The organism is Cytobacillus firmus DS1 (genome assembly GCF_000565285.1).
Lineage (GTDB): Bacteria > Bacillota > Bacilli > Bacillales > Cytobacillaceae > Cytobacillus > Cytobacillus firmus_A.
This window is the reverse complement of sequence record NZ_APVL01000001.1, coordinates 49,439-62,046: the sequence shown is the minus strand read 5'-3', so window position 1 is coordinate 62,046 and position 12,608 is coordinate 49,439. Positions and strand designations below refer to the sequence as shown.

13 protein-coding genes, 1 pseudogene and 1 other annotated feature are annotated in these 12,608 nt (G+C 38.9%); of the genes and pseudogenes, 2 read left to right on the top strand and 12 right to left on the bottom strand.

Annotated elements, in window-relative coordinates:
• Positions 1-45: 45 nt before the first annotated feature.
• The 10 genes and pseudogenes from PBF_RS00345 to PBF_RS00300 all read right to left on the bottom strand — a co-directional run bounded on the left by PBF_RS00345 (position 46) and on the right by PBF_RS00300 (position 9,714).
• Positions 46-279, bottom strand: coding sequence for a hypothetical protein (locus PBF_RS00345; RefSeq protein ID WP_035325572.1), 234 nt, complete (start codon positions 277-279; stop codon positions 46-48).
• Positions 280-365: 86 nt separating this feature from the next.
• Complete coding sequence (locus PBF_RS26340) at positions 366-539, bottom strand: hypothetical protein (protein ID WP_200869987.1); 174 nt, start codon at positions 537-539, stop codon at positions 366-368.
• A gap of 365 nt (positions 540-904) precedes the next feature.
• Positions 905-1,162, bottom strand: coding sequence for a hypothetical protein (locus PBF_RS00340; RefSeq protein WP_035325571.1), 258 nt, complete (start codon positions 1,160-1,162; stop codon positions 905-907).
• A gap of 273 nt (positions 1,163-1,435) precedes the next feature.
• Positions 1,436-1,636: a hypothetical protein gene (locus PBF_RS00335; protein ID WP_035325569.1), complete on the bottom strand. Its 201-nt coding sequence runs from the start codon at positions 1,634-1,636 to the stop codon at positions 1,436-1,438.
• A 72-nt stretch (positions 1,637-1,708) separates the two neighbouring features.
• Positions 1,709-2,157, bottom strand: a pseudogene (locus tag PBF_RS00330) (NUDIX hydrolase).
• A 392-nt stretch (positions 2,158-2,549) separates the two neighbouring features.
• Positions 2,550-3,080, bottom strand: coding sequence for a GrpB family protein (locus PBF_RS00320; protein WP_035325566.1), 531 nt, complete (start codon positions 3,078-3,080; stop codon positions 2,550-2,552).
• Between the two features lie 57 nt (positions 3,081-3,137).
• Positions 3,138-3,701, bottom strand: coding sequence for a DUF6434 domain-containing protein (locus PBF_RS00315; RefSeq protein ID WP_035325564.1), 564 nt, complete (start codon positions 3,699-3,701; stop codon positions 3,138-3,140).
• 160 nt (positions 3,702-3,861) lie between these two features.
• Positions 3,862-5,298, bottom strand: coding sequence for a proline--tRNA ligase (gene proS / locus PBF_RS00310; protein WP_035325562.1), 1,437 nt, complete (start codon positions 5,296-5,298; stop codon positions 3,862-3,864).
• A gap of 55 nt (positions 5,299-5,353) precedes the next feature.
• Positions 5,354-5,569: a binding site (T-box leader), on the bottom strand.
• Positions 5,570-5,648: 79 nt separating this feature from the next.
• Positions 5,649-8,723, bottom strand: a complete 3,075-nt coding sequence (locus tag PBF_RS00305) for an efflux RND transporter permease subunit (RefSeq protein WP_035325560.1) — start codon at positions 8,721-8,723, stop codon at positions 5,649-5,651.
• A 388-nt stretch (positions 8,724-9,111) separates the two neighbouring features.
• Positions 9,112-9,714 carry a TetR/AcrR family transcriptional regulator gene (locus PBF_RS00300; protein ID WP_035325558.1) on the bottom strand — a complete coding sequence of 201 codons (603 nt, stop codon included), beginning with the start codon at positions 9,712-9,714 and terminating at the stop codon, positions 9,112-9,114.
• A gap of 260 nt (positions 9,715-9,974) precedes the next feature.
• On the opposite strand from PBF_RS00300, the gene PBF_RS00295 reads away from it, so the two are divergent.
• Positions 9,975-10,388, top strand: coding sequence for a DUF1284 domain-containing protein (locus PBF_RS00295; protein WP_035325556.1), 414 nt, complete (start codon positions 9,975-9,977; stop codon positions 10,386-10,388).
• A gap of 25 nt (positions 10,389-10,413) precedes the next feature.
• On the opposite strand, the gene PBF_RS00290 is transcribed toward PBF_RS00295, so the two are convergent.
• A complete protein-coding gene (locus PBF_RS00290; protein WP_035325554.1) occupies positions 10,414-10,614 on the bottom strand; it encodes a hypothetical protein in 201 nt (66 codons plus the stop codon).
• An 82-nt stretch (positions 10,615-10,696) separates the two neighbouring features.
• Positions 10,697-10,819: a CrcB family protein gene (locus PBF_RS26965; RefSeq protein ID WP_152539653.1), complete on the bottom strand. Its 123-nt coding sequence runs from the start codon at positions 10,817-10,819 to the stop codon at positions 10,697-10,699.
• A 208-nt stretch (positions 10,820-11,027) separates the two neighbouring features.
• Between PBF_RS26965 and PBF_RS00285 the strand changes: the two genes are divergently transcribed.
• A complete protein-coding gene (locus PBF_RS00285; RefSeq protein WP_051488769.1) occupies positions 11,028-12,596 on the top strand; it encodes a sensor domain-containing diguanylate cyclase in 1,569 nt (522 codons plus the stop codon).
• The last annotated feature ends 12 nt before the right edge of the window (positions 12,597-12,608 follow it).

Below are 12,608 nucleotides of genomic sequence, written 5' to 3'. Positions count from 1 at the left end.
CCGAATATATTCAGTCTTCATCTATACACTTCTTTCATTCCTATGTTATTCATTTTTCTTCATTGAAAACAAATAAGCAATTGCAATGAGAACTGCAATGATAGAAGTGATTACAGAATATCGGAAAATAGTAAAAAAGAACTCAGGGAAAGGTGTTAAAACACTTGAAGTCATTCCTTCAAAATCAGTTGTGCATTCTATCCGCTTCATAAATGCCACTAATAAGAAAAAGGAGACAATAAATGAATATATCCCTGTTTTCACTATAATTTTCTCCATTACATTCCCCCCAAATTTGTTTCCTTTACATAAATATTTATTAAAATTACAGTTACATGGTTCCAACAAATAACTATTTCATGAAATTATTGAAATCCTCCTGTGTCCTTATTATCTCCCATCAAATAATTTGAACTTTCTCCTGGTTTTCCGTTAGGATTTATTGAGATATGAGAGTTATTATTGTTTTTCTTGCGTCTCCAATCAATAAGCAAAGAAAATAGTATAATTCCAGCAATAAAAATCAATAACCACCACATAGAATCCACCCCTCATTAGTAAAAGGCTGTTTTTACGGATAAACTCTTATTTGTTTATTAACAATACGGTTGAAAATTAAAAATGTTTCAATTTTTACTCTTACACCATCTTTTACATCAAGGACTTCATATACATTTTGCAAAATGATAAAATCTATGTAACAGGTCAGATTCAGTGCACTCTGAAAAAAAACTTGATCCTGCAAATGATCAAGTTATTGTCAACACACACCTAGGTATGATGGTTCAACATTTTATTGGCTTATGCCAGCATACTACTCGACAGTCATCTTTACATGGTATTTTCTCCTTATGCCAAACAACCTTGCGTCCATCGTTACAGCATTTTTCTTCCTTACGCAAAACTATTCGGTAGCCATCTTTGCAGTGTTCATTATGCTTATACTGGCAAATGAGTTTGCATTGCTTCTCAAAACATTCTTTCTTTTTACAGACGCAATGATGATGGCAAGTGTGATGTTTACACTTGTCATGCCTGCATCTACAATTATGTTGGCAAACATGATGATGGCATCTGTTCTGTTTATTTCTGCAATCATACTGGAAATCATGTGGGTTGCACTTATCCTGTCTATATTGATCATACTGGTTAGCATGATCATTGTACTGTTCCTGCATATAACCATCTTGATGATAGTAGTCATTCTGATTATATCTATAATCACTATTGTAAATTGTTCTTCCTTCAGAATACCAAGATGAACTCAACATAATCCCCTCCTTTCCTGATAGATTACTATAAATTTATTCAACCTTATTTTTTTTGCTTGTGTAATTATCTATTAAACATATTTATTATTTTTTCCATGTATACAAATCTGCCACATCTGCAGAAGAAAAAAAGATCTGCCATCCCTGCATGATCTGCAAATCCTTTACTCTTTTAAAATATATTCAGCGTCTGCACAAGCAGCCATTATACCCGAAAATGTTACTGTTAGCAGTACCGCCAAAACCTTCTTATTAGATTTCATTTTTTGAACAGAGCCTTCAGTATCATCGAGCATTTTAAGATGATCTGTGTCTTCTAAAATTTCTGTGTTCACTTCTTCCAAGTTAATCTTACTATTTCCCAATAGAAAATTATCCCAATTACAGACATTCCTTTAGTTCCAGAAAAAAAAGGAGCTCCACTCCGGAACTCCTTTCTAAATGGAATTAATAAAATCCTTAATCACTCTGCGATCTGGAGGACTTATATTCGAGGGAATCGCATGGACATGAAAAAAACGTAAATCTTTAACCTCTTCGCTATCCATTGTAATTTCTCCATCATACTTGGTGCAGATATAAGCGGTGATGACATTATATACTTCATCACCGTGAGGGTATTTATAGTAAAATTCTTCTCCTGAATAAATATTAAACAACTGCAGATCATTTGCTGTTAACCCTGTTTCTTCAAACAGCTCTCTCTTAGCCACCTCTTCCAATGTCTCTCCAGGCTCCAGAGAACCTCCCGCCAATGCCCAACAGTTATTATCCATTCTTAACTGCAGCAACAGCCTGTTATTCTTATCCAAAACGATAACACTTGCCAGGGAATAACAAGAGGACGGCTTCCAACTATTTTTCTTAAATCCATTACATAACCCATAATAATCTCCTATAATATATAAGACTTTCCTAACTTTATTCGCTACGTAGAAAGGAATTCCTTTAAACAATATGGAATTTTATGTTAAAATATAAATAACTAACAGGCAGTTATTGCATTAAACGAAAGGAGGATTTTTATGATCCCCAATAATAAACACATCACAAAATCAATTGGGCTTTCTTTGTTAATAACTATATTTGCCTTTTTTAATGTGGATACCTCTTATACAGCAATTTATTTACTCTTCGTGTCTGTTGCTTCGTTTATAAGCATTTATTTGATATCTCTGATTACTGCAAAAGCATATCAAAAGTTTCTAAAACACACAGGCTATAATTAAAGATTCCTTTTAATCCATGCCTTAATGGTATAGGAATGAAAGCAAACCGCTATTCCTTGGGATTGAAGTCTCTTACACCTGCATACCAGCCAAGCGCCTTCTGCTCCATCTCTTTCACAAACACCTTTTTCGCCTGGCTATAATCAGCCGTGTCATCAAACCTTTGAGCCAATTCTTCCTTAAACTTCGTATACCTTTCTGCTTCAGCAGGATGGGTCCGCAGATAATCTCTAAAAATAAGATGCCGTTCTATTTGGGGGTTATCAAATTGATAAACATGTATATGATGAGTTCGATTTTCCCCGCCTTTACGAAATAACCTTCTTCCTGTAATGCCCCATTCCCCGGCAGAGTCATATCCAAGCTTCTTCATCTGTTCATTAAATTCAGCTATCTTCTCGATGTTTCTCACAATACACATCATATCGATTACAGGCTTTGCCTTCATCCCCTGGACTGCGGTACTCCCAAAATGTTCGCATTTAATGATTTCATCTTCAAAGATGGAATTTAAAAACTGAACCTCATTTTGATACATGAGAGCCCAATTGTCGCTAAATTCCGTAAGCCGAATCTTCATTTGGAGACCTCCGTTATGAAACTTACATTCTTTCACAATTAGTGTTGCCTAATCTAGCTACCCTCTGTATCTATTGCTGCCCGGCAGTTTTTTTAATTCATTCCAGGCTTTAATGGCTTTTTCTCGATCATTGCCTTTGTTTTTTGGATCTGCAAAGTAATCTCTGATGAACTGATTATATTCAAATTGAGAACCTATTTGTTTCGTATACGAAGGATCTTTTTTTCTTTCTTCCTCTTCGTGCCATGCATGAACAACATCACGATATGTTTTTCCGGTATTTTCTTTAAAATAATTTTGAATATAAGTCGAGAAATGAAATTTAGGGATAACCGATTTGAAGAAAGCTCTAACATTCTGACTGCAACGGTGGTTTTCTGTGATCACGGTATCTAAAGTTAATTCTGATAATATTACTTCTTTAGCAGGAGACTTTTTTTTCTTTACCGGTTTTTTTATTTCTCCTGTTTGAAGAAATGCTGCTATTCGATCCGTAATTTCCTTTTTAGATCCAGCAGCACTCATTCCGTTCTCTCTGCAAAAAATTTGCAGCTCTTTTTTCAACCAATAATAGCTGTGGAAAGCTTGCACATCCAAATCCCTTTTTAGTTCAGGCCTCAAGTATTCTACCTCCCCGTTCTGATAAAGATATTATAAAACGCATGTTTGCAATTGTGAAATTTTCCAAAAAAACTCCCCTATCCTTCCAATTTTAAAACCATAAGAAATAGGCCGCCTAAGTGAGGCGGCCTAAGATCACGCAATATTTCACATTCCCAGTTTAGTAAGCCCGGGCAAACCAAACCGTATGCTTCGCTTCTTTTCCACAATGAATGCAAGTATCTTTCGTTGCGGGCGGGTTGAACGGAATGTTCCGTGTGGTGAATTTCGTTTTTTCTTTTACACTTTCTTCACAGGCGTCATCACCGCACCATCCGGCTAAGATCCAGCCTGGGATGGCATCATTTTGTTCAGATTGTGCAATGTGCTGTTCTAATTGCTCGATTGTATCGATATGTGTGTGCGAATGCTCCTCACGGAATGCTTTAGCTTTTTCTAATAAACGAGTCTGCATCGTTTCAAGCTCTTTTTTGATGCTTTCAATAATCGAATCAAGCGGTACGGCCACTTTATCCCCAAGATCACGCGCCTTCATTAAGCATTGATTTTGGTCTAAATCACGAGGGCCAAGCTCTATGCGGACAGGTACGCCTTTTAGCTCCCACTCATTAAATTTATAGCCTGGTGATTGATCGGAATCATCAAGGCGTACGCGGATTCCTTCTGCCTTTAATGCAGCAAACACTTCATCTAATTTCTCCATAATCGCAGGGTTCTTTTTCCATGGTCCGACTGGAATCAGCACGACTTGAGTCGGTGCTACTCTTGGAGGGAGCACAAGGCCTTGTTCATCACCATGAACCATGATGACAGAGCCGATTAACCGTGTGGATGTACCCCATGATGTTGTATGGACAAAAGTATGTTTATTTTCTTTGTTCAAATATTTGATATCAAAGGCTTCCGCAAACTTCGTGCCCAAGTAATGGGAAGTACCTGCCTGTACCGCTTTTCCATCCTTCATCATCGCTTCAATGGAGAACGTATCAACCGCACCTGCAAAGCGCTCGGATGGTGTTTTTTGCCCATCATACACAGGAATGGCAAGCAAGCCTTCTACCACTTCTTTATAAATCTCGAGCATCTGCATCGTTTCCTGGCGCGCTTCTTCTTCGTCCACATGAGCCGTATGGCCTTCCTGCCATAAAAATTCTGATGTGCGGATGAAAGGAAGTGTTTTCTTCTCCCAGCGGAACACATTCGCCCATTGATTGATTAAGACCGGCAGATCCCGGTAGCTTTTAATCCAATCGGAATACAAATGTCCAATCATCGTTTCAGAAGTTGGGCGCAGTGCCAGACGCTCCTCAAGCTTCTCTCCTGCCGCTTCGGTGATCCACGGAAGCTCCGGCGAAAATCCTTCAATGTGATCCTTTTCCTTTTGAAAAAAATTCTCCGGAATCAGCATCGGAAAATAGGCATTGCGGTGGCCCGTTTCCTTAAAACGCTTATCCATCTCTGCCTGAATATGCTCCCAAATTTCATAGCCATCAGGCTTAAAGGCAATACACCCGCGAACAGGGGTGTAATCAAATAAATCTGCTTTTTGTATCGTATCCAGATACCATTTTGAAAAGTTGTTTGTGTTTTGAGACATCTTCTTTTCCTCCTGAAAATACTTTTTAAGAATAAAAAAAGCATAAAGAGTCCTTGAAAAGGACGTCTTTATGCTAATAGACGCGGTACCACCTTAGTTCGGCTTTTACAAAATCTAAAGCCCTCTAATCGTTAATAACGAAACGACCCGGTTAGCTTTTTCCTAACATCTCCGTGGCAGGTTTCAATAAGGAGGGGTGATATAGCTCTCAGCCCAGGCTATATTTTCTGTTTCACAATCCTTATTTACTTGATCACATCATTGATTACATATATATGATAATATACCAACTTGTGATGAGTAATTCAATACAGGCAGAAATAAATTCCTGATGGAGTGTTCCCTCCATCCTATTTCCCGTCAGCTCTTCTCTCTATCTTTGACGTCTTCAGGAAAAATAATTCATACACAACAGGAACAATAATTAATGTCAGCAGTGTGGATGATGTTAAACCGCCAATGACCGTTACCGCAAGGCCCTTAGAAATAAGTGTTCCTGATGAGGTGGTCAATGCAAGCGGGATTAATGCGGCAATTGTCGCAAATGCTGTCATTAAAATTGGTCGTAACCTTGTTTTCCCTGCTTCAATTAACGACTCTCTAATAGGCAAACCTTTCGTTCTGTTCTGCCCGATCCGGTCGACAAGCACAATCGCATTCGTTGTGACAATTCCAATCAGCATCAGGAAGCCAATCATCACACTTACAGAAAGGGGCTCATTAATAATGTAAAGTGATACAAGCGAACCAATTGGAACAAAGATAAGGGATGAAAGGATAATAAATGGAATACGGGCTTTACCAAAGGTAATCAGCATGGTTAAATACACAAGCCCGATTGCCACAAGAATGGAAATCCCCAGTGATTGGAAAATCTCCACTGTTTCATCGTTGCCTCCGCCGCTCGTTAAGGATACTCCATCCGGCAGATCAAGCTTTTCCACTCCCGCCTTTACCTCTGATGATACTGCCTGCACATCATTTCCTTTTACCTGGCCTGAAACACGGGCATAAACCTTGCTGTCCAGCTTCTGAATCGATGTGAAGGTATCGATTTCCTTTACCTCAGCCACCTCTGAAAGAGGGACTGGTCCTCTTTGAGAAAATAGGGTAACCTCTTCCAATTCATCTTTTGACCCGAGTTCTTTATCAAAGGACAGCTGAACTTCCTGCTCCTTATCATCCAGCAGCAGCGTCCCGACATTCACGGGTTTCGTCTGATCGCTGACAGTTCCAAGTATCTGGAATCCTGACAAACCATATTCACTAGCTTTCTCAGAATCTATTTCCACTAAAAACTGCTTTTGCTTTTCGCTGAAATTGTTGGTGATATATTTCAGATCATTATTTTCCTGCATATACTCTTCCACTTGCTTGGAAGCCTGCTGCAGCGCCTCTAAATCATTGGAAAATAAGTCGATATCCACGTTATTATTTGAAGGAGGCCCGCCTGTTTCCAGCTCCTGAACACTAATCTTTAAATCAGCGTTTTCCTCTTCTGAGATATCTTCTATTTTACTTTCAATTGATTTAATCGTTTTCTCCACATTTACATTATCTTTTAAGTTAACAAAATAGCTTGCTTTGTTTTCAAGCCGCAGTCCTGTGGCAAAATCCCGGGCTCCTATAGCAGCTGTGACATCTGCCGCTTCTTTCTGCTCATCCAGCATCTCTTCCACCTTCAGTGAGATGGTATTTGTTTTTTCCAGGGAAGCGGATGATGGCAATTCAATCGATGCTGTCAGCGTTTTGGACTGTTCATTAGGAATAAACGTAAATCCTAAAGAAGGCACAACCGCTAATGAACCAACAAGCAATACGAGCGAAATAAATAAGATAACTAACTTGTGATTGAGAGATTTTTCAATTAAACGGCCATAAAACCTCTGAAGAGCTCCCTCTTTTTCTTCAGCCGGCACTTTCTTGAACGAAAATTTTGCCAGGATCGGCACTATCGTGATGGAAACCAGCAGCGATGCTAAAAGGGAAAACACAATCGTTAAAGCAAAAGGCAAAAAGAATTTCCCTGTAATCCCGCCAACAAAGCCGATCGGAAGGAATACCACAACAGTCGTTAATGTTGATGAGGTGATCGCCTTTAATATTTCTTTGGTGGATTCCAGAATAATTTTATCGGACATTCCCTCATTGGATTTGCGGACCCGCCTGAAAATATTTTCGATGACAACGATACTGTCATCCACCACACGCCCTACAGCCACAGCCATGCCGCCCAGTGTCATGATATTCAATGAGATGTCCATTTGGTTTAGAAAAATCGCTGCAATCAGAATGGACAAAGGAATGGAAACGACTGCGATAATGGTCGCTCTGGCATTGCGCAGGAAAACCAGAACGGCAATAGACGCAAATAGTGCCCCCAAAAGACCTTCTTTGACTAAAGTGCTGACAGACTTTTCAATATCCTTGGCAGAGTCGATGCCAATCTCGTAGTCAAGCTGCTCATCGTATTTTTCAAGTACACTCGTTACCTTGTCTGCCACTTCAACGGTGTTGGCTTCCTGTTTTTTTGTGATTGCCATGGATAAAGAATCTTTCAGATTATAACGGGCTAATTCACTTTTATCTGTTATTGGCTCAATGTCTGCAATATCCTTTAATTGAATACCGGCAGATTGCTGGTTGCCCTGCTCTCCTCCGCCACCGGCACCTTCAGCTGGAGCACCGCCAAAAGCAGGCTGAAGCTGCAGATTTTCCAGATTTGAAATAGAATCAAGGTTTTCTTCGACACGAATTGGGATTTGCTCTTCCCTTTCCGTTAATTCCCCTGCCGGGAATGAGAGATATTTTTCATTGATCTGCTCTTTAATGCTGCTGAGTGATAATCCTGCTTGAGATGCTTTTTCTTTATCGATCGTAATTTGGACAAGATTATCGGTTAAGCCTGCAACAGATACGCTGTTGATTCCTTCGATTTTATTTAATTCAGGAATCACTTCATCCTTCATGACACCTTCTATGCTTTCCCCGTCCTTGCTGAAAAAGGAAATATTATAAATTGGAAAAGATCCAAAAGAGAGCCTGTTTAATTTCACTTCAGCCTCTTCAGGCAGTCCGGCTTCATCAATTACCGAATTCACCTGCTGTTCCACTTTATCGAGATCTGTATCAAACGGAAATTCCAGGTTAATGATCCCAATGCTGTCATAAGCAGAACTGGTCATCTTTTTTACACCTTCAATGGAATCCAGCTGATCTTCAAGCTTCGAAACTACCTGTTTATCCACATCAGATGGAGATGCACCAGGATATACCGCTTCAATGGATATCTGCGGGAATTCAATATCAGGAAATTGATCCACTTTTAATTTTGAAAAAGAGTAAATACCGCCAGTGATTAATAAAAAAGAAATAATAAAGACCGCAACGGCATTCTTTAAACTGAACTTTGTTAAAAAATTCATCTTTTAATCTCCTTTATACTTAAATTATAAAATTATTATACGAAAACTATACATATCTATCAATCGATAGACTGTTTTCAAAAAAAAACTTTAACACACCTCATTGTTAAAGTTCAGAATCGTTATTCCCTTCCGCCGATAAAGTGAAACTTCAATCAGTGGGGGGTTCCTTTATCCCCCACCGATTGTTAGTTGAGGCCCACAGGAAGTGGGTCACAAAGACGTTGCCACAGGACAAGGAAAGCTTCCGCAGCGATACATCGCACCACCAAAAGCGGAGCTTTTGGGAGGACGTGGCGTTCTTAGTCTTTATCCTTATTTCAGGCCTTTAGGGGCAGTTTGACCCTGCTTATCCTTCTTGATTTTTCTGCGTCTTGAAATGGGTATCTTACTGCCCGTTAGACTGCGATAATCCATAAAGAATCACTTTGACATAAAATCTGGCTTGTTCTTTCGCCAGGCTTTCTTTTAGCTTGTAATCAGTATTTCTTGATGAAATCAGGCTTAAAAGCAGGTATGCCGATGAAACCGGATCGGACCCTATTTCTGAGGGATTCCGCAGCTTTTGATCGTTAATCCCTTTTTCAAAAATCGAGGCAATCGGATCCTGATAGGACTCCATCCACCATTTCCGGACAATCCCCTGGTGCTCCTGATCTAATTCTTTTTGAATATCATGAAACATCTGGCCCATTGAAGGAGGCTTATTAATTAAAATATAATAGGTGACCTGAAATAAACATTCTTCAATATCATCTTCAAAGCGCTTAATAATCCTGCTTAAAGCATTCTGCATATCAACCAGTTCAGTTCTCAGCACTTCCATATAAATGGCCTTTTTATTGGAAAAATGATGATAAAGGGTGGGCTGTGTAATTCCGCATGCTTCTGCAATTCTTCTCGTGGAAACCGCCCGATAGCCTAAATCCATAAAAAGCTTATGTGCTGCTTTAATAATTTTTTTATGCGTATAGTTTGCATTTAGAACCATAAACAAAATCCCTTTCAATAAGCAAAAACCTATCACTTGATAAAATTATAAAAATGGAAATGACGTGCGTCAACAATCAATGTGCTTATTTATAAAGTTAACATTCGATTCTATTACATATTCCCCGTATTACATATTCCCCTTTCTCAACTTTTCAATCATTGTTCATAAAGGACAAAAATATATGATATGATAGCATAAAAATATGTTAACCTATTATTCTGATAAGTTAACAATAATTGGAACAATGGGGGGATTTTATGTATAAGCTGCGTGGCCATCATCTCTTTTGCCTTCTGGGCTATCGGGGAATGGGCTACTCCCAGGAATACGTGGAAAATATGACACGTATTCATCAAACCTTGAGAGACAACCCCAGGACATGGATACAGCTTGTTAAAGGGCCGGATTACCTGTGTGCAAAGTATCCCAACTCAGGTGAATATCACTGTGAACACGACGATATTTATGAAAGAGATGCTGTTATTCTAGAGAAATTAGGGCTTAATATCGGACAAATTCTGTATTGGCAGGACATTGAGTCAAACATCCAGAAGTATGCTCTTCCCTCGGATATACAGACTGTTTGTGAAACTTGTTCCTGGCGCTCATATGGCGTTTGTGAAGAAGGTATTCGAGATATTCTTGAAGGGCAGGGCTTAAAGAAAATATAGTAGCTTAACCGATGTATCGAGTGAATTACCGGTCCTTCTTAATCAAATCAATTAAATAACATATCTGCGAAATAACAACAGACAGAAACAGGACAATGATTGTTCCGAATGTATATACCGCTTCTTCTGCCGGATTCCCTCCGCCCATAAATACTGAACCAAAGATAAAAAAGAGTAAGACGCTTACCATTGTGAATAAGAAGAAAATACTAATATACTTTGACATGGAATCCCCCATTGATCAGATAGTTCTTTCTAATATTATGAGAAAAATTAAGAATGGTTCCCGCACTTTTCAGATGCGGGAGTCACCCCAGCCACTGCTGATTGTAAGCTATGATTCCCAATATGGCACCAACACCTGCACCAAAAAGTAAACCCCCAATGGCCCAAATCGATTTTTTATTCTCTTTATTATCCTTACCAATCATGAACGGCACTCCTCACAGTAGATTAAGAATCAGCCAGAGTCCTCTTAGCTTCAATTTTCATTCCATTATTTTCATTTCTTCGCAGAACTGGAAATCCCTTCTTACACCCGCGAATTTCTTATTTCTTGTTGTGAGTCATACAAAGCGTATGGTATATTTTAGTAGGTTATTTGAACTATAAATAACACTTTTTTATAGGTGAAGAGATATGAAAAAAACTATCAGATTAAGCATCCATTGGCTTATTTTAGGCTTACTGACTTTCGCTATGCTTGGCACCTATACAGGAAGTGTCATTTCAAGTGTAGTGGTCAGCAAGAACAACCTGGAGAAAAATTATTTAATAGAAAATCAATATTATGCTCAGAAACTCGCTGCTGTTACAGACTCTCTTTTTGACAATATGATTAAGAATCTGACGATGGAAGCACGAAATGAAGAGCTTTTGACGAACGATTCCAGGAAAATCCACAAAGAATTAGATTTTATACTGCAGTCGACTACCTATTTCAATTCTACATTTTTTGCGGATAAAACAGGCCGCGTTGTCGCATCTGCTCCTGATATGGACTTAAATGGAACAAAATTAACTAGTGTTGGTGTAAAAAGTTCTCTGGAAAAGAAAGTCCCTATAATATCAAAGCCTTATGTAGGTGTGACCGGAAAATTAATTATGCTTATTTCTGTCCCTGTTTTTGATGAAAGCGGATCGTATAAGGGATTTCTTGCCGGAACAATCTATTTACATGAGGATAACAGCCTCATCCAGGTTCTGGGGCAGCATCCAAAACATAAAAATAACTCTTATGTATATGTGGTTGATTCTGAAGGTAATATTATTTATCATCCGGACAAAAGTAGAATTAACGATAATGTGAAAGAAAACAAAGTGGTTCAGCACGTTTTAGAAGGAAGAAACGGAAATCTGGAAGTCACGAATACGAAAGGCATATCCATGCTTGCCGGATATGCATCAGTTACCTCAACAAGCAAATGGGGAATTGTATCCCAGACTCCTAAAGAATCTGTGATGGAGCCAACCTTTGAAATGGCCAGGCAAGTAAGCTTGATTGCCATTCTCTTTATGCTGTTTGTATTCGCCCTCTCCCTGATCATGCTGAAAAAAATTGTAAATCCAATCAGAAATTTAGCTTTTTACGCAAATCAGATGACTACAGAACCATCTCGTCCTGCGCCGCAAATTCCCAACTGGTATTTTGAGTTAAAAGAATTAAAGCGTGCTATTTTAATAGCTGTGGATTTTTATCAGACCAAACTGACGAATGCAGAAAGTGAGTCGAATCTGGATCCGCTTACCGGCTTCTACAACCGCCGCTTTTTAGAAAGAAAGATCAATGATTATAATATGTACTCCATCATTTTATTTGATATTGACCATTTTAAAGCAGTAAACGACCAGTTTGGCCATCAAACGGGAGATGAAGTATTAAAGTTTCTGTCTGAATTAGTTAAGAGGGAAACGAGAGCAAGTGATCTGTGCTTCCGCATAGGTGGCGAAGAATTTCTAATCATCCTTCCAGAAACCGATATTCATATCACAAAATCTGTTGCAGAACGGATAAGGAAAACCACTGAATGCACCTTAAGTCCCACCGGAAAACCAATCACTGTTTCCATGGGAATTAGCAGCTTTCCCGCCGCAGCAGATAGCTTTTCAGAGTTAATGAACAAAACAGACCAGGCGTTATACAAGGCCAAACAAGAGGGAAGAAATAGAGTGGTTACCGCGGTTTATAATAAAGAGGGCAGGCTTTGAGTCAATTTTTAC